Source organism: Micromonospora hortensis (assembly GCF_022230935.1).
Classification (GTDB): domain Bacteria; phylum Actinomycetota; class Actinomycetes; order Mycobacteriales; family Micromonosporaceae; genus Micromonospora; species Micromonospora hortensis.
Genome location: NZ_JAKKFE010000051.1, coordinates 1 through 20,642 on the forward strand (window position 1 = coordinate 1; position 20,642 = coordinate 20,642).

Below are 20,642 nucleotides of genomic sequence, written 5' to 3' on the forward strand. Positions count from 1 at the left end.
GCGCCGCCGCGCTGCTCGCCGCCGACCCGCGGGTCGCCGCGCACCCGCGCCGGCAGCGGCACGGTGCGTTCGGCCGGGGAGTCGACGTGCTGCTCGGCGCCGGCGTGATCGCCGGCACGGCCAACCTGCTGAATCTGCTCGACCTGCGGCCGGGCCGCGCCCTCAAGTCCGGGCTGCTGCTCGCCGCGCCGCTGACCGGCGGCCCGCAGGGCGGGATCGCCGCTGGCGCTGCCGGCGCCGCCGCCGGCCTGCTCCGCGACGACCTGGCCGAGGACGTGATGCTCGGCGACAGTGGCGCGAACGCGCTCGGGGCGGTGCTCGGTGTCGCGCTCGCCGCCCGTACCGGCCCGCTGGGCCGGGCCGGTCTGCTCGCCGTCCTGGCCGGGCTCACCGCCGCCAGCGAGAAGGTCAGCTTCACCGCGGTGATCCAGCGGACCCCGGGGCTCCGCGACCTCGACGCACTGGGCCGACGCGCCGACTGACGTGACCAGACCGGCACCCCTCGCCGGCGCCGGCCGGCTGGCCGGGGCAGCCGCGCTCATCGCCGTCCTCACCGTGGCCAGCCGAGTCGCCGGCTTCGGCCGCACCGCCGTGTTCACCTGGGTGGTCGAGCAGAGCGACCTGGGCGGCATGTACGTCATCGCCAACACGGTGCCGAACATCGTCTTCGAGATCGTCGCGGGCGGGGCGTTGGCCAGCCTGGTTGTGCCACTGCTGGCCGGGGCGGTCGCGGCGGACGACCGGCGGACGGTGGCGGCGACCACCGGGGCCTTGCTCACCTGGACGGTGAGTCTGCTGGTTCCCCTCGCCGTGCTCGTCGTCGTGTTCGCCGACCCGATCATCTCGGTGATCAGCGAGGGACGATCGGCGTCGGAACTCGCCGCCGGCGCCCGGATGCTGCGCGTGTTCGCCCCGCAGTTGCCGCTCTACGGGATCGGCATCGTGCTCACCGGCGTCCTCCAGGCACACCGACGCTTCGCCTGGCCAGTCATCGCGCCGCTGCTGTCCAGCCTCACCGTGGTCGTCGTCTACGTGGCCTTCGGGGCCGCCCAGGGTCGAGGCGTGTCCGTGGCCCAGGTCGGCCGCAGCGGCGAACTGCTCCTCTCCGGCGGCACCACGCTGGGCGTCGTCGTGCTGTCGCTCTCGCTGCTGATCCCGCTGCGGCGGTTGCGGCTACGGCCCCGGTTCGGGTACGCCTTCACCGCCGATGCGCGGGCGCGGATCGGCGGGCTCGCCACTGCCGGCGCGGTGACGGTGGCCGCACAGCAGATCGCGCTCCTGGTGGTCTTGAACCGGGTCTCCGGCGGCCCCACCGGCTCCCCCCAGGTGTTCAACCTGGCCCAGGCGATCTACCTGCTGCCGTGGGCGGTCCTGGCCGTGCCGCTGGCGGTGGCGTCCTATCCCACCCTGGCCACCGCCAGCGCCGCCGGTGACGAGGACGGTTATCGACGGACCCTCTCCGGCGCGGTGCGTGGGGTGCTGCTTTTCAGTTGCCTGGGCGTCGCGGCGTTGATCGGTACCGCGCAGCCGATCGCCGCCCTCTTCTACCCGGACAATCCGGAGTCCACCGCGGCGGCCATCAGCGGGTTCGCGCCGGGTCTGCTCGGCTACGGCCTGTTCGCGATCCTGTCCCGCGCGCTCTACGCGCGCGGCGACACGCGGTCGGCGACGGTGGCGATCACCCTCGGCTGGCTGGTCGTCCCGGCCGTGGCGCTGCCGTTGACGGTGCTGCTCCCCACCGCCGACCGGGTGCTCGCTGTGACTGCCGCGAACTCGGTGGGGATGCTGGTGCTCGGCGCCCTGCTGCTCGTGGCGGTGTTGCGCAGCGCCGGCCGTCCCGCCCTTGCCGGAGCGGCACGGGCCGGAGCGGCCGGTGGCCTCGCCGGTGTGCTGGCCGGGCTCGCCGGGTTGGGCCTCAGCCGTTGGCTCGACCAGTCGGACGGCGGCACCCCGACGACGGCGGCGGCGTTCGGTCAGGGCATGCTGTCCGGGGTTCTGGTTGGGGTGGTGTTCCTCGCCGTGGTCTGGTTCGTCGACCGGCGGGACGTGCAGCCACTGCTCGCCGGGGTGCTGCGGCGTCTGGGCCGGCGGGGGCCGTCCGGCGGTGCGCCGACACCGGGCGCGGGCTCCGCGCAGCGGGGCGACGGGAAGGAGACGGCGACGCATGACTGAGCCAGCTCTGCCTGCCGGCTGGTCGGGCACCGTCGCGTTGGTGCTCGCGTCCAGCACCGGCGGGGTCGGCCAGCACGTCCGTTCGGTGGCTCGTGGCCTCGTCGCGGGCGGCACCACGGTCCTGGTCTGCGGGCCCGCCGCCACCCAGGAGCAGTTCGACTTCACCGGTGTGGGTGCGCGGTTCGAGCCGGTGGAGATCCCGGCCAGCCCGACGCCGGCCGACGCGCGGGCGGTGCTCGCGCTGCGCCGGGCGCTCGCGGGCGCTCACGTCGACGTGGTGCACGCGCACGGCCTGCGGGCCGGGTTGGTCGCCGTGCTGGCCCGTCCGGCCGCCCCGGTGATCGTCACCTGGCACAACGCGGTGCTCGCCGGGGGGCTGCGGGGCGGGGTGTCCCGGCTCGTCGAACGGGTGGTCGCCCGGGGCGTGCGGGTGGCGCTCGGCGCCTCGGAGGACCTGGTGCGACGGGCCGCCGAGGTGGGTGCCGCCGACGCCCGGCTGGCCCCGGTCGCCGCGCCGGCGCTGCCCGCGCCGCGTCGACGCCCGGCGGCGGTACGCGCCGAGTTCGGCGTCCGCCCGGACCAGCCGTTGATCGTCTCGGTCGGTCGGTTGCACCCGCAGAAGCGCTACGACGTGCTGATCGACGCGGCGGCCCGCTGGCGTACGCGTACCCCGCCGCCGGTCGTGGTGATCGCGGGCAGCGGGCCGGCGTATCTGCCGCTCGCCGCGCGGACCTCCGCCGCCCGCGCACCGGTGACCCTGCTGGGGCACCGCACCGACGTGGCCGACCTGCTCGCCGGCGCCGACCTGGCGGTGGTGACCAGCGACTGGGAGGCGCGACAGCTCTTCGCCCAGGAGGCGCTGCGCGCCGGTGTGCCACTGGTGGCCACCGCTGTCGGCGGGCTCCCGGACCTGGTCGGCGACGCGGCCACGCTGGTCCCCGCCGGTGACGTGGATGCTGTCGACGCGGCCGTACGCGCGTTGCTGGACGACCCGGCGGCGCGGGCGGAGTTGGGCCGGCGTGGCGCCGAACGGGCGGCGACGTGGCCGACCGAGGCGGACACCGTCGCCACGCTTGCCGCCCTCTACGCCGAGCTGGCCGGGAACCCCGGCGGTCCGGCGGCCGCACCGGGCTCCGACGCCCCGAGAACGGGACACCGGTGATGCTGCGCCGAATCGCCCCCGCCCTGCTGACAGTGCTCGTGGTGGCGCTGGGTGTCACCGCGCTCGCCGCCCGCCCACCCCAGGGCACCCCGCAACGCACCGCCGACTTCGTGGTGCTCGCCGGGATCGCCGGGCTGCGCTGGGATGACGTGGATCCGCAGAGCACCCCGACGCTGTGGCGGATGGCCCAGGACGGCTCGATCGGCTCACTGTCGGTGCGTTCCGCGCACCGGCCGACCTGCCCGGTGGACGGCTGGCTGACGTTGGGCGCGGGCAGCTTCGCCGCGTGGAACGGCAGCCGGTCGGTCGACGGTTGCCCGTCGGCGGCGGTGACGGTGGAACAGCCGGACGGTATCGGCGCGAACCTGCCCGACCAGGAGAGCGTGGTCCAGTACAACCAGCAGCGGCTGCCCTGGGGCGCCATGCCCGGCTCGTTGTCCGAGTCGGTGCGGTGCTCCGTCGCCGTGGGCCCGGGCGCGGCGGTGGCCGCCGCGCGACCGTTCGGCCGCGTCGACCGGTACGCCTCGGGGCTGCCGGCCGATCCGCGGCCGCTGCTCGGCTCGTGTGTGCTGAGCATCGTCGACCTCGGCACCGTCAAGGGGGCCGACCCGGCCACCCGCGCCGAGGAGGCCCGCGCGGCGGACGCCGAGCTGGCCCGGGTGCTGGCGGCGCGACCCCCACGGTCGTTGGTGCTGGTCGCGGGGATCTCCGACACCACCCAGCCGGCCCGGCTGCACGTGGCGGTCGCCGACGGGCCGGGCTGGGAGCGGGGGTGGCTCACCTCGGCCAGCACCGGCCGGGACGGGTACCTGCAACTTGTCGACCTCGCGCCGACCGCCCTGGCCGCGTTGGGCCGGCCCATGCCGGAGCGGCTCTTCCTCGGCCGTCCGGCGGTCAGCACCGGCGGCCGTCCCGCCGACCTGACTGAGGCCATCAACGCGCCGGCGAACGCCGACCGGGAGGCGGCCGCCCAGCGCTCCGTCTCCGGGGTGTTCTTCGCTCTGCTCGCCGGGGTGCAGGTGCTGCTGGCCCTCGCGATCCTGCCGCTGCTGCGCCGGGCCCGTCCGCACGCCGGCCCGGCCGGCCCGACGCCCGTCTCCGGGCGGATCGTGGCGGTGATGGAGTTGCTGCTGGTGGCCGCGGCGTTGACAGTGCCGGCGGCGCTGCTGACCGACGCGGTGCCCTGGTGGCGCGGTGAGCACCCGGGGTGGATCTTCGCCGGGGTGACCGCGTTGCTGGTGGCCGCCGGCACCGCGGCGGTGCGGTTCGCCCCCGGGTACGCGAACACGCTCGGGCCGCTCGGCGCGGTGGCCGGTCTCACCACGCTCGTGGTGGGGCTGGACGTGCTCACCGGGGCCCGCCTGCAGCTCAATGGCGTGGTCGGCTACTCCGCGTTGCAGGGCGGCCGGTACGCCGGGCTGAGCACCGTGGGGCTGGGAGTGTTCCTCGCCGGTGCGCTGGTCACCGCCGGTTGGTTCGCCCAACGGGTGCACCGTGGCTGGCGGCCGGCGGTGATGGTGGCGGTGGGTGGCCTCGCCGTGGTGGTGGTCGGCAGCCCGTACCTGGGCGCCGACCCGGTCGGCGCGATCGCGCTCACCGCCGGGGTGAGCGTCGCCGCCGTGATCAGCGCCGGCGGCTGGTTGACGATCAGCCGGCTGGCCTGGGCCGCCATGGCCGCGCTGGCGGTCGGTATCGGGTTCGCCGTGGTGGACCTGCGGCGTCCTGCGGCGGAGCGGGGCAGCCTGGGCCGGTTCCTTTCCGCGCTCGGTGACGGCACTGGCGGGTTCGCCGTGCACCGGTCCAGCACGGAGAACTTCGAGACGTTGGTCAACAGCCCGCTGACGGTGCTGGCGTTGGCCGGCGGGTTGCTGGTGTGGTTCGCCCTGTTGCAGCCGTGGGGTGGGCTGATGCGGCTGTTCGGCATCTACCCGGCGGTCCGGGCCGCGATGGCCGGCACTGTGGTCGCCGCGGTGCTCGGTGGTGTGCTCGACGGCGCGGCCCTGGACGTGATGGGCGCTGCCGCCGCCCTGGTGGTGCCGATGGCCGCCCTGGCGTCGCTGCGGGTGCTCGGGCACGCCGCGGACCGGACCCGTCCGGCAGCGGACCGCTCCCGCGCCAACGGCGCCGACGACGACTCGGGGTCCGGCGGGGTCGGCCCGGTCGGTGGGGGCGACGGTCCGACGGGCGGCGGCGGGCCACTGGGTGCCGTGCATCCCCGTCCGATCACTGGGCCGACCCCGAGCGCGCCGGCGAAGGTCGCCCGACCGGCGTCGGACCCTGCGGACGAGCGCCGCGGGGACGCCGACGAACCGGCCGAGCCGACCGCGAGCGGGTCGACGCCGGACGCCGCGCCGACGGTGCCCGTAGCGCCCCGGCAGGTCTCCCGGTCATCGACGGAGGTTGCCGCGTCCTGAGCGCCGGGCCTCGTCCGGATGGCCCGGCGGTGTCGCAGCCGGGGTGCGGCCTGCGGGTACCCGCCCGGGAGGTGTTACCGTCAAATCCCGTGGATCGCGTGATCACTTTGCTGATCAAGCACGGCGGTCTGCATGACCGCGACAGACGACACGGGAGCAGGCCTTGGCCCCATCAGCACGGACGACCAGGCACATTTTCGTCACCGGGGGCGTCGCCTCCTCGCTGGGTAAGGGCCTCACCGCCTCCAGCCTCGGCAACCTGCTGACAGCGCGCGGGTTGCGCGTGGTGATGCAGAAGCTCGACCCCTACCTGAACGTCGACCCGGGGACGATGAACCCGTTCCAGCACGGTGAGGTCTTCGTCACCGAGGACGGCGCCGAGACCGACCTCGACGTCGGGCACTACGAGCGGTTCCTCGACCGGGCGCTGTCCGGCAAGGCGAACGTCACCACCGGTCAGATCTACTCCGACGTGATCGCCAAGGAGCGGCGCGGCGAGTACCTGGGCGACACCGTTCAGGTCATCCCGCACATCACCAACGAGATCAAGTCGCGGATCCTGGCGATGGCCGACCCGGACGAGGACGGCCAGGTCCCCGACGTGGTGATCACCGAGGTCGGTGGCACTGTCGGCGACATCGAGTCGCTGCCGTTCCTGGAGGCGATCCGTCAGGTCCGCCACGATTTGGGCCGCGACAACTGCTTCTACCTGCACGTCTCGCTGGTGCCGTACCTGGCGCCCTCGGGTGAGCTGAAGACCAAGCCGACGCAGCACTCGGTGGCGCAGCTGCGCAACATCGGTATCCAGCCGGACGCGATAGTGCTCCGTTGTGACCGGGAGATTCCGGTGAAGCTCAAGGAGAAGCTGTCGCTCTACTGCGACGTGGACGCCGAGGCGGTCGTCGCCGCCCCGGACGCGCCGAGCATCTACGACATCCCGAAGGTGCTGCACCGGGAGGGGCTCGACGCGTACGTGGTGCGCCGGCTCGGCCTTTCCTTCCGGGACGTGGACTGGGCCAGTTGGGACGATCTGCTGGAGCGGGTGCACCGTCCCCGGCACACCGTCACCGTCGCTGTGGTCGGCAAGTACGTGGACCTGCCCGATGCGTACCTGTCGGTGAGTGAGGCGATCCGGGCGGCGGGCTTTGGCCACCGGGCCCGGGTGCAGCTGCGCTGGGTGCCCAGCGACGAGTGCGTCACCCCGGCCGGCGCCGCCGCGGCGTTGGCCGGCGTGGACGGCATCCTCATCCCCGGCGGGTTCGGCGTCCGCGGCATCGAGGGCAAGATCGGCACCGCCCGGTACGCCCGTGAGGCCGGCATTCCGCTGCTGGGCCTGTGCCTCGGCCTGCAGTGCATGACCATCGAGGTGGCCCGGCACCTGGCCGACCTGGACGGCGCCAACTCGTTGGAGTTCGACGAGCAGGCGGCCCACCCGGTCATCGCCACGATGGCCGACCAGGAGGACATCGTCGCCGGTCGCGGTGACCTGGGCGGCACCATGCGGCTGGGCGCGTACCCGGCGACGTTGACCGAGGGCTCGATCGTCGCCGAGGCGTACGGCAGCACCGAGATCAGCGAGCGGCACCGGCACCGGTACGAGGTGAACAACGCCTACCGGGACGCGCTGACGAAGGCGGGCCTGCACATTTCCGGTACCTCCCCAGACGGCCGGCTGGTCGAGTTCATCGAACTGGACCGGAGCCTGCACCCGTTCTTCGTGGCCACCCAGGCGCACCCCGAGTTGAAGAGCCGCCCGACGCGCCCGCACCCGCTGTTCGCCTCGTTCGTCAAGGCCGCGGTGGCGTACTCGCAGGCCGACCAGCTGCCCGTCGACCTGGACGCGGCGGCGGAGGCCCCGACGACGCGCAAGGCCGCCCGCAACGGCGCCGCGACGAAGGCGTCGTCGGCCTCGTGAGCAACCTTGAGCACCGCTACGAGGTGCGTTCCCGGGCGGAGCGGTACCGGGGGCGGATCTTCGACGTGGTCACCGAGGAGGTGACCATGCCGGGCGGTGGGACCGCGCTGCGGGACCTCGTCCGGCACGTCGGGGCGGTGGCAGTGGTGGCGCTCGACGACGCCGGCCAGGTGGTGCTGATCCGGCAGTACCGGCACCCGGTCGGGCGGCACCTGTGGGAGCTGCCGGCCGGTCTGATGGACGTCTCCGGCGAGGAGTTGCCGGTGGCCGCGCTGCGGGAGTTGGCCGAGGAGGCCGACCTCACCGCCGGGCGGGTCGACGTGCTGGTGGACCTGCACAGCTCGCCGGGGTTCACCAACGAGATCGTGCGGGTGTTCCTGGCCCGCGACCTCGCCGACGTGCCGGCCGACGAGCGGCATGAGCGCCACGACGAGGAGGCCGACCTCCAGGTCGTCCGGATCGACCTGGACGAGGCGGTCGCCATGGTCCTGGCCGGTGAGATCACCAACGCGTCAGCGGTGGCCGGGCTGCTGGCCGCGGCCCGCGCCCGGGACACCGGTTTCGCGCAGCTGCGTCGGGCGGACGCGCCGCTGCCGCGCTGAGCGTCGCCGCCGGTCCAGCACGGTGGGGGAGGACGCACGAGAAGGGGCCCCGCGGTCAGCCGCGGGGCCCCTTCCGTTTGTTGGTCTAGGAGTCGCGCAGCGGACGTCCCTGCGCGTCCGTTCCGCCGTTGACCAGGATGAGAATGCCGTCGACGAGGCCCCAGAGAGCGCCGACGCCGCAGGTCACCAGGCTCACGACGAGCTGGAGAACGGCGATCTTGGTGTGTCCGGTGTAGAACCGACCGGCACCGAAGGTGCCGAGCAGGATGCCGAGGATGCCCGCGACGATCTTGCTCTTGTCGGAGACGCCCTGGGGGTACCCCGGCTGGGGGTAACCGGGCTGGTAAGGAGGAGTGGTCATGGGCGGACACATTAGTGATCCACTCGCCGGCTGTCCGCACCGCCGCCCGGCAGATGGGACGATAATGGTGAAACACTGTCCTGTTGGCTGAGGTGACGCTCGACCGCCGAATGCCGGCGGTGCCCTGACACATCGTCAGGACACCCGGGCACCGGGTGCCACTGTGCTGGCTCGCGGCGGCGCCGGGCGCGCCTAGACTGCCGCCGCAGGACCGGTGTACCGCGATGGCAAAGGGGCCGTCGTGGCACCGAGCAGTCGGGGGAGAGCAGCCCCGAAGAGAGGTGTCTGCATCGTGAAGGTCGGAATCCCACGCGAGGTCAAGAACCACGAGTACCGCGTGGCGATCACGCCAGCGGGTGTCAACGAGTTCACCCGCAGCGGCCACCAGGTCTTCGTCGAGTCCGGCGCCGGGGTTGGCTCCAGCATCACCGACGAGGAGTTCGCCACCGCCGGCGCGACGATCCTCGCCACCGCCGACGAGGTGTGGGAGACCGCCGAGCTGGTGCTCAAGGTCAAGGAGCCGATCGCCGAGGAGTACCACCGGATGCGTGAGGGGCAGGTGCTCTTCACCTACCTGCACCTCGCCGCCTCCAAGGAGTGCACCGACGCGCTGATCGACCGCCGGGTCACCGGCATCGCGTACGAGACCGTCGAGCTGCCCGACCGGTCGCTGCCGCTGCTCGCCCCGATGTCCGAGGTGGCCGGCCGGCTCGCCCCGCAGATGGGCGCCTTCTACATGATGCGCACCGGTGGTGGGCGCGGTGTGCTGCCGGGCGGTGTCTCCGGCGTGTACGCGGCCAAGACCGTGGTCATCGGCGCCGGCGTCTCCGGCATGAACGCCGCCGCCATCGCGCTGGGCCTGCAGTCCGAGGTGCTGCTGCTGGACAAGAACGTCGCCCGGCTGCGGCAGGCCGACGCCATCTACCGGGGCCACCTGCAGACCGTCGCCTCCAACGCCTACGAGGTCGAGCGCGCCGTCCTCGACGCCGACCTGGTCATCGGCGCGGTGCTGGTGCCCGGCACGAAGGCTCCGACGCTGATCTCCAACGAGCTGGTCTCCCGGATGAAGCCGGGCAGCGTGCTTGTCGACATCGCCATCGACCAGGGCGGCTGCTTCGAGGACTCGCGCCCCACCACGCACGCCGACCCGGTCTACAAGGTGCACGAGTCGATCTTCTACTGCGTCGCGAACATGCCCGGCGCGGTGCCGAACACCAGCACCTACGCCCTGACCAACGTCACCCTGCCGTACGCCCTGGAGCTGGCCAACCAGGGCTGGCGCGAGGCGCTGCGCAACGACCCGGCGCTGGCGCTGGGCCTCAACACCCACGCCGGGCAGGTCACCTACGGCCCGGTCGCCGAGGCGCACGGCATGGACGTGCTCCCGCTGGCCGACGCCCTGGCCTGAACGGTGGCGGGCTGAGCGGCGGCAGGGACTCCGCCGGCGTGGGCACCGCACCCACGCCGGCGCTGCGCCGTGCCGTTCGCGGTTACCTCGACCACCTGACCGTCGAACGTGGCCTGTCCGCGAACACGCTCGCCTCGTACCGCCGGGATCTGGACCGCTATCTCGCCACCCTGGCCGATGCCGGCGTCACCGACCTCGCGTCGGTCGGCGCCGGCCTCGTCGAGTCGCACCTGGCGCGGCTGCGCGCCGGCGACGACGCGCACCCGCCCCTCGCCGTCTCCTCCGCCGCCCGCGCGGCCAGCGCGGTGCGGGGCCTGCACCGCTTCGCGGTGCGCGAGGGCCTGGCCGGCGCCGATCCGAGCCGCGACGTCCGCCCGCCCACGCCGCCCCGGCGGCTGCCCCGGGCGCTACCGGTCGACGACGTGGTCCGGCTGCTGGAGACCGCCGGCCCGATCACCGCGACCGGTGACGACGCGCCCCTCGCGCTGCGCGACCGGGCGCTGCTGGAGTTCCTGTACGGCACCGGCGCGCGCATCTCCGAAGCGGTCGGCGCCGCCGTGGACGACCTCGACACCGACGACGGCACGGCGCTGCTGCGCGGCAAGGGCGGCCGGGTGCGGCTGGTACCCATCGGCGGGTACGCCGTCGACGCCGTGCGCGCCTACCTGGTCCGGGCCCGTCCCGGGCTGGCCGCCGCCGGCCGCGGCACCCCGGCGGTGTTCCTCAACGCCCGGGGCGGCGCGTTGTCCCGCCAGGGCGCCTGGGGCATCCTGCGCCGCGCCGCCGACCGGGCCGGGCTGCCCGTCGACGGGCCGGCCGCGGTCTCCCCGCACACCCTGCGCCACTCCTACGCCACCCATCTGCTCGACGGCGGCGCCGACGTCCGGGTGGTCCAGGAACTGCTCGGCCACGCGTCGGTGACCACCACCCAGGTCTACACGTTGGTCACCGTGGAGCGGTTGCGCGAGGTGTACGCGACCGCGCATCCCCGCGCCCAGGGCTGAACCGGTCGCTGTCGACGCCGACACGCCGGGCCGGTGCCGAACCCCCTGCTGGTCGGTGGCGTACAGTCGGCATCGGCGCGGACCTCCTGGAGCGACACGACCGGGGTGCGCAGCGGCGCCGCGAAGGACGTCGGACGGCTCCGACGCCGGGTGGGTCGTCGGGAGGGGGCAACGAGCACATGGCTGGCAACGGTGACCGTGCCGAGACCTGGACGTCGGAGCTCCGCGAGCAGCAGGCCACGCTCGGCGCGGACCTGGGTCCTGCGGACCCGGCTGCCTACACGATGCGCAAGCCCATCCCGGAGCCGATGCCGACCGATCGGCACGGCCCCGCGCGGATCATCGCGATGGCCAACCAGAAGGGTGGCGTCGGTAAGACGACCACCACCATCAACCTGGGCGCCGCGCTCGCGGAATACGGCCGCAAGGTGCTGCTCGTCGACTTCGACCCGCAGGGCGCGCTCTCGGTGGGCCTCGGCGTCAACCCGCACAACCTCGACCTGTCCATCTACAACCTGCTCATGCAGGACGACATCATCGCCGAGGACGTCGTCATCAAGACCGACGTCGCGGGGCTGCACCTGCTGCCGGCCAACATCGACCTCTCCGCCGCCGAGATCCAGCTCGTCAACGAGGTCGCCCGGGAGATGGCCCTGGCCCGGGTCCTGCGCACGGTCCGCAAGGAGTACGACTACATCCTGATCGACTGCCAGCCGTCACTCGGCCTGCTGGCGATCAACGCGCTGACCGTCGCGCACGGCGTGCTCATCCCGCTGGAGTGCGAGTTCTTCAGCCTGCGCGGTGTGGCACTGCTGCTGGACACCATCGACAAGGTGCGCGAGCGGCTCAACTTCGACCTGGAGCTCGAAGGCATCCTCGCGACCATGTACGACAGCCGCACCACGCACTGCCGCCAGGTCCTCCAGCGGGTGGTGGAGGCGTTCGGCGACAAGGTCTACCAGACGGTCATCACCAAGACGGTGAAGTTCCCCGAGTCCACCGTGGCCGGTGCCCCCATCACGACGATGGACCCGGCCTCCTCCGGGGCACGTAACTACCGTCAACTGGCCCGCGAGGTGATCGCCGCCCAGTCGGAGCGGTAGCCGGAACGCCCATTGCCCGCCTCGTGGACTACGGTCGTCCGGTGACCGCGCCACCCCTCGACCCACCCCAGACCGCCGACGCGGCAGTGGTCGACGGTGCGCAGCCCGCTGACCCGGCTGCCACCGGGTTCACGGTGCGGCTGGCAAACTTCACCGGCCCGTTCGACCTGCTGCTGCAACTGATCGGCAAGCACAAACTCGACGTCACCGAGGTGGCCCTGCACACGGTCACCGACGAGTTCATCGCCTACATCAGGGCGATGGGCGACGACTGGGACCTGGACGAGGCCAGCGAGTTCCTGCTCATCGCCGCGACCCTGCTCGACCTGAAGGCGGCCCGGCTGCTGCCCGCCGCCGAGGTGGAGGACGAAGCCGACCTCGCCCTGCTGGAGGCACGGGACCTGCTCTTCGCCCGGCTGTTGCAGTACAAGGCGTACAAGGAGGCGGCGGCGCACATCGCCGAGCTGGAGGCCGTTGGCGGCCGACGCTATCCGCGTGCCGTGAGCCTGGAGGCCCGCTACGCCGAGGCGCTGCCCGACCTGGTGCTCGGCATCGGCCCCCAGCGGCTGCTGAAGCTGGCCGTGAAGGCGATGACCCCGAAGCCGGTGCCGGAGGTTTCCATCGCCCACGTGCACATGGTCCGGGTCAGTGTCCGCGAACACGCGGCGATCCTCGCCGCCCGGCTGCGCCGGGCCGGCACCGCTACGTTCTCGCTGCTCTGCGCGGACTGCGAGGCCACCCTGGAGGTGGTGGCCCGGTTCCTCGCGCTGCTGGAGCTGTACCGGGAGGGCCTGGTGTCGTTCGTGCAGGAGCAGGCCCTGGAGGAGCTGACAGTGCGCTGGACCGGCCCGGTCGACGGCGACACCGAACTGCACGTCGACGAGTACGCCGGCAACCCGGCCGACCCGGAGTCACCGGAGCCTGAGCCGGAACTGGCGGGGGCTGAGGCTGAGCCGCCGGGGGCTGAGCTTGAGCCGGCGGGGTCTGAGCGTGCCGGGAGTGCGCCTGAGCCGGCGGTGGCAGAACCTGGGCCGGCGAGGGCTGACCCTGTGCCGACGTGGGAGGCCGGCGGGCCGGACGGGACGGGAACGACGGAGGGTGCGCGGGATGAGTGACGAGCAACGTCGGGACTCGCTGGCCGACCAGGCCGCCGCCTGGGTCCCCCCGTGGGACCGCCCCCGCCCGCCCGTCACCGACAGGCCCACGGAGCCGGACGAGTCAGCCGCCCCACCGGAGGCCGAAGCACCCGAGGCGGCAGCGCCTCGCCCGGAACCCGAGGCCGCCGCCAACTCCACCGGGCCGGACGTGGTCGCGTCGGCGTCCGCGCAGGTTGACCCGGATGGGCGGGGCCCGGTCGACGTGAGCCCGGGTGGACCGGGCCCTGTCGAGGTGGCCGCAGACGGGCCAGGCCCTGGTGAGGTCGCCCCGGGTGGGCCCGATCCCCTCGAGGTGGCCGCGGGTGGGCCCGATTCCCCTGGGGTGCCCTCGGACGAGGTGGGCCAGGGTGAGCCAGATCGCGGTGAGGCGGCCCCGGACGGGGTGGGTTCGACGGGGCCGAACCTCGGTGCGGTGACGGACGCCACGGTGGGGGAGTCGGGTGGCGCTGGGGACGTACCCCGGCGGCAGCTGGCGGGGCGGCGGCGGGCGACTGTCGCGCCGGAGCCCGCGCCCGAGCTGTCCGACGCCGAGCTGCGCGGCGCGTTGGAGGCGATCCTGCTGGTCGTCGACGAGCCGGTCAGCGAGCTGGTGCTGGCGCAGGTGCTGGAGCAACGCGCCGAACGGGTCGGGCCGATGCTCGACGAGATCGCCGCCGGTTACACAGCGGCCGGGCACGGGTTCGAGCTGCGCCGGGCGGCCGGCGGGTGGCGGCTGTACACCCGGCCGGAATACGCTACGTACGTTGAGCGGTTCGTGTTGGACGGGCAGTCCGTGCGGCTGACCCAGGCGGCGCTGGAGACGCTCGCCGTGGTTGCGTACAAGCAGCCGGTGACCCGTTCGCGAATCTCAGCCATCCGGGGTGTGAACTGCGACGGGGTCATCCGTACGCTGGTCACCCGTGGCCTCATCGAGGAGTGCGGCACCGAAACGGACAGCGGGGCGTTCCTCTACCGGACCACCACGTTGTTCCTGGAGAAGCTCGGGCTGAACACGGTCGCCGAGCTGCCGCCCCTCGCACCCTTCCTGCCCGACGACGTAGAAGAGCTTGCTGATGCGACCCGATAACCGTTCCCCCAAAGCCGACGCGCCCGTCTACGAGGGGGCTGAGCGCCTGCAGAAGGTGCTCGCCGCCGCCGGCGTGGGTTCCCGGCGTGCCTGCGAAGACCTGATCTTCCGCCGCCGGGTCACGGTGGACGGGCGGGTCGCCAAGCTCGGTGACAAGGTCGACCCGGCCACCTCCGTGATCCACGTGGACGGGGAGCGCCTCCAGGTCGACATTCGCCTGGTCTACGTGGCGATGAACAAGCCGCGTGGGGTGGTTACCACCATGGCGGACGAAAAGGGACGCAACGAGCTGGCCGACTTCATCGGCGCCCGGCTGGAGCAGCGGGTCTACCACGTCGGGCGGCTCGACGCGGACAGCGAGGGCCTGCTGCTGCTCACCAACGACGGCACCCTCGCGCACAAGCTCATGCACCCCTCGTACCAGGTGCTCAAGACGTACCTCGCCGAGGTGGTCGGGCCGATCCCGCGCAACCTGAGCAAGCGGCTGCTGGCCGGCGTCGAGCTGGAGGACGGGCCGGTCAAGGTCGACTCGTTCAAGGTGGTCGACACTCTCGGCAAATCCGCCCAGGTGGAGCTGAGCCTGCACGAGGGGCGCAAGCACATCGTCCGGCGGCTGATGGATGAGGTCGGTCACCCGGTCACCCGGCTGGTCCGTACCTCGATCGGGCCGATCCGGCTCGGTGACCTGCGGACCGGGCGGATCCGGCGGCTGACCAACGCCGAGGTCGCCGCCCTGTTCAACGTGGTGGGTGACTGACCCCCGAGTTCGGGGTACGGCAGCCGGTAGGCTCCACCGATGGCCGGGACGCGGCCGCCCCGGGTGGCGTGGGTCGCCTCCGGCGGCGTCGCGCGCGGGTCCGCCAATGGACCCGGGCATGATTGATGACGATTGACAACCGCTTGCGGCGCCAGATCACCGGGCGATCCGTGAGGTACGGGCTGAGGAGGACACGGTGGAGGAAAACGTACGGACCGGGCGATGTGTGGTCGCTGTGGACGGGCCGTCCGGTTCGGGTAAGTCCACCGTGTCGCGGCGGCTCGCCGTCGCGATCGGTGCGCGCTACCTGGACACCGGGGCGATGTACCGGGCGATCACGTTTGCCGTGTTGCGCTCCGGCGTGGACCTCGCCGACGCCGCGTCGGTGGCCAAGGTCGCCAGCGAGGTCAAGCTGCACATCGGCACCCACCCGCAGGGGTACGCCGTGACCGTCGACGGCGTGGGCGTGGACGCGGATATCCGGGGCCCGGAGGTGACCGGGGCGGTATCCGCCGTCGCCGCCGTGCCGGCTGTCCGCGAGCTGCTCGTCGCCCGGCAACGCGAGATGATCGCCAACGCTCGTCGGATGGTGGTCGAGGGTCGCGACATCGGCTCGGTCGTCGCGCCGGACGCCGACCTGAAGGTCTTCCTGACCGCCTCCGAGGCGGCCCGTGCCGCCCGGCGCAGCGCCGAGGACGCCGCCGACGTGGCGGCCACGGCCGCGGATCTGGCCCGGCGGGACCGCCTCGACTCGACCCGCAAGGTCAACCCGCTCGCCCAGGCGCCCGACGCGGTGGTGCTGGACACCACCGAGCTGGGCATCGACGAGGTCGTCGCGCGGCTGCGCGACATGCTCACCGAGCGGGGCGTGGCATGAGTAGCGATGGTGGTGGGTGGGTCGAGCTGCGGGAGCCCGACGTCATCGTCGAGGAACCGAGCGGCCCCCAGCCGGTGGTGGCCGTCGTCGGCCGCCCCAACGTGGGCAAGTCCACTCTGGTCAACCGGATCATCGGCCGCCGGCAGGCGGTCGTCGAGGACGTCCCTGGCGTGACCCGCGACCGGGTCCCGTACGACGCGCAGTGGAACGGCCGGGCGTTCACAGTCGTGGACACCGGCGGTTGGGAACCGGACGCGAAGGACCGTGCCGCGGCCATCGCGGCGCAGGCCGAGACGGCGGTCGTCACCGCCGACGTGGTGCTCTTCGTGGTCGACGCGATGGTGGGCTCCACCGACGTGGACGAGGCCGCGGTGAAGATGCTGCGGCGCAGCGCCAAGCCGGTGATCCTGGTCGCCAACAAGGCCGACAACAACTCCATCGAGATGGAGGCCACCTCGCTGTGGTCGCTCGGTCTCGGTGAGCCGTTCCCGGTGTCCGCGCTGCACGGACGCGGCTCCGGCGACCTGCTGGACGCCATCCTCGCCGCGCTGCCGGAGGCCCCGGCGATCGTGGAGAATCGTCCGCGCGGACCGCGCCGGGTGGCGCTGGTCGGGCGGCCGAACGTCGGCAAGTCCAGTCTGCTCAACCGGTTCTCCGGCGAGGAGCGGGCGGTCGTCGACTCGGTGGCGGGCACCACTGTGGACCCGGTGGACAGCCTGGTCGAGATCGGCGGTCAGACCTGGCAACTGGTCGACACGGCCGGGCTGCGCAAGCGGGTCGGCAAGGCCAGCGGCACCGAGTACTACGCCAGCCTGCGGACCGCCGGCGCGATCGAGGCCGCCGAGGTGGCCGTGGTGCTGCTGGACTCCAGCGAACCGATCAGCGAGCAGGACCAGCGGATCCTGTCGATGGTGACCGAGTCGGGCCGCGCGCTGGTCATCGCGTTCAACAAGTGGGACCTCGTCGACGCCGACCGTCGGTACTACCTGGACAAGGAGATCGACCGGGAGCTGCGGCGCATCCCCTGGGCGATCCGGCTGAACCTGTCGGCAATGACCGGCCGTGCCGTGGACAAGTTGGCCCCGGCCCTGAACAAGGCGCTGGCCAGCTGGGAAACCCGGGTGCCTACCGCGCACCTCAACCAGTGGCTGACGGCGCTGGTGCAGGCCACCCCGCACCCGGTGCGGGGTGGGCGGGCGCCGCGGATCCTGTTCGCGACGCAGGCCGGTGTGGCGCCGCCACGGTTCGTGCTCTTCACCACCGGCCCGCTGGACGCCGGCTACCAGCGCTTCGTCGAGCGCAAGCTCCGCGAGGAATTCGGGTACGAGGGCAGCCCGATCGAGATCTCGGTCCGCCCGCGTAAGAAGCTCGGCCCCGGCGGCCGAGGCAAGGCGCACGGCTGACGCGGTCCAGTTCTGTCAAATGCCGGATGGGCGCCCCGCCCATCCGGCATTTCCCTATCCAACCCCACCCTCCTAGGACGCTTTAGGGGTTGTGCGGTGGCTCCCTGTGGGGTGGTTCGGATGCGCCGCGACGCCGGTGGGGCCTGTGCGGACGGGCCGCAGCTGCTGCGCTAAGCTGTACCGGCTGCCGCGGGGGAAACCGCGCGGGGGCGGGACGTGGCGCAGCTTGGTAGCGCACTTGACTGGGGGTCAAGGGGTCGTCGGTTCGAATCCGGCCGTCCCGACGCAGGTCAGAGGCCATTCGGAATCTTCCGGATGGCCATTTCTGATCTTGTACAGCAGCGAAGTACAGCAACGGCTCATTGATCGAGGCTTTCGCCGAGCCTCCGCAGGGCTTCGCGGGTCGTCTTGGACGAGACCTGGCTGTAGATCTCCATCGTGATCGAGAAGTCCGCGTGCCGCAGGATCGCCATCGCGACCCGGGGGTGCACGTCCAGGTCGACCAGCAGCGAACCGCAGGTGCGTCGGGCGTCGTGAACGGTGATCTTCCGGATGCCGGCGCGGGCTATGCGGCTGTCGTAGGAGCGGTTGAAGTTGCGGGGTTCGACCGGCAGTCCGTAGCGGGTCGTGAAGATCATGCCGGTGTCGTGCCAGGCGTCGCCGGCCTTCTCGCGTGCGACCTGCTGTTGTTGGTGACGGTGCCGTAATGCGGCGACGCAGATGGCCGGCAGCGGTAGGGGAGCGTCGGACTCTTCGGTCTTGGTGGCCCGGTGCAGCAGTTGACCGCGTACCCGCTGGAGCTGCTTGTCGATGACCAGGCTGATGTCGTGGTTGTCGCGGCAGTGCTCGCAGAACGTCTCGCCGTGGGTGATGCAGGGTTTCTGCCAGCCGTCCCAGTTGATGTGCTCCCAGGTGAGGCCGAGGACTTCTCCCTTACGCAAGCCGAGCACGAGGACCAGGACGTAGGCCGCGTAGAGGTAATCGTCGTCGTCGCGGGACGCTTCCAGGAACGCCCGAGCTTCCTCACTGCTCCACGATTTGCCCTTACGGCTGCGGATCGGTGGCAGCTTCACCAAGGCTGCGACGTTCTTTGCGACCAGCTCCTCCACTTCGGCCTGGGAGAGCGCCGAGCGGAGGACAGCGCGGATTCCCTTCACGGTGCGAGCCGCGGGCAAGTCCTGGCAGCATCGGCCAACCGCGCAGCACTTGCGGCTCTTCGGTGGCCGACGGTCGTCTTTCCCTTGAGCACAGCACTGGCAGGTCTTTGCGACCTTGTTGAGCCAGGTCTGAACGTCTCGTACCGACAGCCGCCCGTCGAGTCGCTTGGTGCCGATGCCGGGAACGATGTAGAGCCGGCTCAGCGTCTCGTACGTGGCGTAGGTCAGAGGTGCCAGGTTCGGCTCTACGACCTCGGCGAGCCAGTAGGTCATGTAACTCGCCACGGTGGGGACGTTGGTGGCGACCGGGCCGGCCTTGGCTTGCTGGTGCAGCTTCACCCACTTGTCATGGACCTCGTCGCGGGTCTTTCCGTAGACGTATTTGCGGTCCCGTTTGCCATCGGGCTTGGTGACCCAGACGTAGGCGGCGAACCCGTTGCGGTACGGGAAGATGGAGCCTTCGCCGTTGGCGCGTTTGCCGGACATCAGGCCGCGTCCTGGCGATCGATCTGGGTCTGGGCGCCCCGCTGTGGGACGCCCTTCGTGGCAGTACGGCTAGCAGTGCGGCAGGCTAGGCCACTCCGACCCGGCGGGCCAGGGCAGTCAGCCGGTCAGAGGGGGTGGGGTCCATCCGGACCAGGTCAGAAACCGTTGTCTCGACTATCGGATGTCCCTTGACCTGCTCCGGAGTGAGCGCTTCAGCCTGCTCAAGCGCATCAACCGCCTCGGACACCCTTCGGCGCTGAGTCCAGGCGCGCGCAACGTCGATGAGAAGCCGAGCTTGCCGCTCAACCGATAGGCCGGACGGATCGATCCGCTCCGCAGCGCGAAGCGCGGAACCCGCATCGCCGAGTTCGACTGCCACCGCAACCTCATGCAGCTGAACGTTCGTGGGGCCAAACTCAGTCTCGTAGTCGTTGCGGTTAGCCCCTAGGAGCTGGGCAGCCTCACGGGCTACTCCCAGATAGCGGTGAGCCCCCTGGTCGTCACCCATCCGAGCCGAGGCCACAGCCAGTTGAAGGTTCAGTGCGCCGAACAAGGAGGCTGCGGCCGGGTTGCTTGCCGACACCTCGGGTTCAAGTGCTGCGGCAGACGACGACGCGGCACTGATGACCTGATCGAATTGCCGACCGCCCTGGAAGACCAGGGCAAGGCGGAATGTCCCGGCGGCAACCAGTAGCGGGTCGCCGACCTGTTCGGAAACGAGCAGCGCGCGATCGGTTGCGACCCAGGCCGCTTCGTGCTGGCCAAGCTTCGACAGCGCTGCCGAGAGAGCGTGATACACCGAGGCCAGCTCGGCGAGGTACGTTTTTCGTGCCCCGCCCTTCGTGGATCGTGTTGCTCTCTCTAGGTCTGGCAGGAGGCCCCGCAACAGGTCGGCCAAATCTTCGTATCGGGCAGCGTGAGCCAGCGTCCAGCAGCGAGCGGCCCGCTCGGTCGTATCCGGGAGGGGAAGCTCTCGATCCTTGCCCAGGATCGCGGCCATGACGTAACTGGTGCTCAGCACCGAACGTAGCTCGGCTGCCGCCGAGGGAACCCCGACGCTCTCCACGTCAGTAGTACCAGGAGAGAGTTCGGCCATCGGGATGCCGAGGGCACCCGCGATCCGCCCCAGGATGGAGACGCGGTCAATCGAGCGGACCCCGCGCTCGACCTGTGACAGCCAAGCCTCGGAACGCCCGATCATCTCGGCAAATTCACGTTGAGAAAGTCCACGCTTCTGCCGACGCGTGGCTATAAGTCGGCCCTGCTCGTTGGTCCCGTCAGTCATCAGCTTGACTCGACGCCCTTACTGGGTCCAACTTTCAGGAACTCAACCCGCACGTCCTGCGTATACATTTCGCGCTCTTTGAGGAATCGAATCACGTGAGGTTGTCGCTCGTGCGCATCGAATGCCTCTCGGTCCGCGTAGCACTCATAGAAGACCCGGGCGAGCGGTGCCCCCTCGACAGAGTGCGTGGCGTAGATCAGAGTCCCCGGCTCATGGGCACGGATTCCGGCCCCGGTTTCGGCGACAAGGGCGTCAAACGCTTGCGCACTCTCGTCGTCTTTCAGATCAAACCGCACCACCAGTGCGAACATGC

General features: G+C 71.8%; 17 protein-coding genes, 1 tRNA gene and 1 pseudogene. 15 read left to right on the forward strand and 4 right to left on the reverse strand.

All coding sequences use genetic code 11. The annotated features are described in order from the left end of the window. The 6 genes and pseudogenes from NIE111_RS27200 to NIE111_RS27225 form a co-directional block, all read left to right on the forward strand. Positions 1-482 (forward strand): annotated as a pseudogene (locus NIE111_RS27200) (hypothetical protein); the annotation flags it as partial. A 1-nt stretch (position 483) separates the two neighbouring features. After that, positions 484-2,172: a murein biosynthesis integral membrane protein MurJ gene (gene murJ, locus NIE111_RS27205; RefSeq protein ID WP_238687155.1), complete on the forward strand. Its 1,689-nt coding sequence runs from the start codon at positions 484-486 to the stop codon at positions 2,170-2,172. Further along, positions 2,165-3,334 (forward strand): glycosyltransferase family 4 protein, encoded by a 1,170-nt coding sequence (locus NIE111_RS27210; protein WP_238687156.1) that lies wholly within the window; start codon positions 2,165-2,167, stop codon positions 3,332-3,334. The genes murJ and NIE111_RS27210 overlap by 8 nt, the downstream gene beginning before the upstream one ends. Continuing rightward, a complete protein-coding gene (locus tag NIE111_RS27215; protein WP_238687180.1) occupies positions 3,334-5,748 on the forward strand; it encodes a hypothetical protein in 2,415 nt (804 codons plus the stop codon). Before NIE111_RS27210 ends, NIE111_RS27215 begins: the two co-directional genes overlap by 1 nt. A gap of 163 nt (positions 5,749-5,911) precedes the next feature. Further along, positions 5,912-7,663, forward strand: a complete 1,752-nt coding sequence (gene pyrG, locus NIE111_RS27220; RefSeq protein ID WP_091407255.1) for a CTP synthase — start codon at positions 5,912-5,914, stop codon at positions 7,661-7,663. Beyond that, positions 7,660-8,265 carry an NUDIX domain-containing protein gene (locus NIE111_RS27225; protein WP_238687157.1) on the forward strand — a complete coding sequence of 202 codons (606 nt, stop codon included), beginning with the start codon at positions 7,660-7,662 and terminating at the stop codon, positions 8,263-8,265. Before pyrG ends, NIE111_RS27225 begins: the two co-directional genes overlap by 4 nt. Before the next feature lie 85 nt (positions 8,266-8,350). On the opposite strand, the gene NIE111_RS27230 is transcribed toward NIE111_RS27225, so the two are convergent. After that, positions 8,351-8,626 (reverse strand): TM2 domain-containing protein, encoded by a 276-nt coding sequence (locus NIE111_RS27230; protein WP_238687158.1) that lies wholly within the window; start codon positions 8,624-8,626, stop codon positions 8,351-8,353. Between the two features lie 292 nt (positions 8,627-8,918). Here NIE111_RS27230 and ald point away from each other — a divergent pair, with 292 nt between their 5' ends. From ald to NIE111_RS27275, 9 genes are all read left to right on the forward strand, one after another. Continuing rightward, positions 8,919-10,034, forward strand: a complete 1,116-nt coding sequence (gene ald / locus NIE111_RS27235; RefSeq protein ID WP_238687159.1) for an alanine dehydrogenase — start codon at positions 8,919-8,921, stop codon at positions 10,032-10,034. A gap of 38 nt (positions 10,035-10,072) precedes the next feature. Further along, positions 10,073-11,038, forward strand: coding sequence for a site-specific tyrosine recombinase XerD (locus NIE111_RS27240; protein WP_238687160.1), 966 nt, complete (start codon positions 10,073-10,075; stop codon positions 11,036-11,038). A 179-nt stretch (positions 11,039-11,217) separates the two neighbouring features. Further along, positions 11,218-12,141 (forward strand): ParA family protein, encoded by a 924-nt coding sequence (locus NIE111_RS27245; RefSeq protein ID WP_030487987.1) that lies wholly within the window; start codon positions 11,218-11,220, stop codon positions 12,139-12,141. 41 nt (positions 12,142-12,182) lie between these two features. Then, positions 12,183-13,256, forward strand: a complete 1,074-nt coding sequence (locus tag NIE111_RS27250) for a segregation and condensation protein A (protein WP_238687161.1) — start codon at positions 12,183-12,185, stop codon at positions 13,254-13,256. After that, positions 13,249-14,364 carry an SMC-Scp complex subunit ScpB gene (scpB, locus tag NIE111_RS27255; protein WP_238687162.1) on the forward strand — a complete coding sequence of 372 codons (1,116 nt, stop codon included), beginning with the start codon at positions 13,249-13,251 and terminating at the stop codon, positions 14,362-14,364. The genes NIE111_RS27250 and scpB overlap by 8 nt, the downstream gene beginning before the upstream one ends. Beyond that, on the forward strand, positions 14,351-15,121 hold the full coding sequence (locus tag NIE111_RS27260; protein ID WP_210784817.1) for a pseudouridine synthase: 771 nt from the start codon (positions 14,351-14,353) through the stop codon (positions 15,119-15,121). The genes scpB and NIE111_RS27260 overlap by 14 nt, the downstream gene beginning before the upstream one ends. 196 nt (positions 15,122-15,317) lie before the next feature. Beyond that, positions 15,318-15,998, forward strand: coding sequence for a (d)CMP kinase (gene cmk / locus NIE111_RS27265; protein ID WP_238687163.1), 681 nt, complete (start codon positions 15,318-15,320; stop codon positions 15,996-15,998). Further along, positions 15,995-17,401, forward strand: a complete 1,407-nt coding sequence (gene der, locus NIE111_RS27270) for a ribosome biogenesis GTPase Der (protein WP_238687164.1) — start codon at positions 15,995-15,997, stop codon at positions 17,399-17,401. Before cmk ends, der begins: the two co-directional genes overlap by 4 nt. Positions 17,402-17,611: 210 nt before the next feature. Further along, a tRNA-Pro gene (locus NIE111_RS27275) sits at positions 17,612-17,685 on the forward strand. Positions 17,686-17,760: 75 nt separating this feature from the next. Here the strand turns inward: NIE111_RS27275 and NIE111_RS27280 are convergent. The 3 genes from NIE111_RS27280 to NIE111_RS27290 form a co-directional block, all read right to left on the reverse strand. Then, complete coding sequence (locus NIE111_RS27280; protein ID WP_238687165.1) at positions 17,761-19,044, reverse strand: tyrosine-type recombinase/integrase; 1,284 nt, start codon at positions 19,042-19,044, stop codon at positions 17,761-17,763. Positions 19,045-19,129: 85 nt separating this feature from the next. Then, positions 19,130-20,329 carry a helix-turn-helix domain-containing protein gene (locus NIE111_RS27285; protein ID WP_238687166.1) on the reverse strand — a complete coding sequence of 400 codons (1,200 nt, stop codon included), beginning with the start codon at positions 20,327-20,329 and terminating at the stop codon, positions 19,130-19,132. Next, positions 20,329-20,640, reverse strand: coding sequence for a putative quinol monooxygenase (locus tag NIE111_RS27290; protein ID WP_238687167.1), 312 nt, complete (start codon positions 20,638-20,640; stop codon positions 20,329-20,331). Before NIE111_RS27290 ends, NIE111_RS27285 begins: the two co-directional genes overlap by 1 nt. Positions 20,641-20,642: the final 2 nt, after the last annotated feature.

Excerpts from the sequence above, each read along its gene's own strand:
- NIE111_RS27215 (WP_238687180.1), top strand. The coding sequence starts at position 3,334 with ATGCTGCGCCGAATCGCCCCCGCCCTGCTGACAGTGCTCGTGGTGGCG.
- der (WP_238687164.1), top strand. The coding sequence starts at position 15,995 with ATGAGTAGCGATGGTGGTGGGTGGGTCGAGCTGCGGGAGCCCGACGTC.
- scpB (WP_238687162.1), top strand. The coding sequence starts at position 13,249 with ATGAGTGACGAGCAACGTCGGGACTCGCTGGCCGACCAGGCCGCCGCC.
- NIE111_RS27260 (WP_210784817.1), top strand. The coding sequence starts at position 14,351 with ATGCGACCCGATAACCGTTCCCCCAAAGCCGACGCGCCCGTCTACGAG.
- NIE111_RS27285 (WP_238687166.1), bottom strand. The coding sequence starts at position 20,329 with ATGACTGACGGGACCAACGAGCAGGGCCGACTTATAGCCACGCGTCGG.
- NIE111_RS27210 (WP_238687156.1), top strand. The coding sequence starts at position 2,165 with ATGACTGAGCCAGCTCTGCCTGCCGGCTGGTCGGGCACCGTCGCGTTG.
- NIE111_RS27245 (WP_030487987.1), top strand. The coding sequence starts at position 11,218 with ATGGCTGGCAACGGTGACCGTGCCGAGACCTGGACGTCGGAGCTCCGC.
- NIE111_RS27290 (WP_238687167.1), bottom strand. The coding sequence starts at position 20,640 with ATGTTCGCACTGGTGGTGCGGTTTGATCTGAAAGACGACGAGAGTGCG.
- NIE111_RS27230 (WP_238687158.1), bottom strand. The coding sequence starts at position 8,626 with ATGACCACTCCTCCTTACCAGCCCGGTTACCCCCAGCCGGGGTACCCC.
- NIE111_RS27280 (WP_238687165.1), bottom strand. The coding sequence starts at position 19,044 with ATGTCCGGCAAACGCGCCAACGGCGAAGGCTCCATCTTCCCGTACCGC.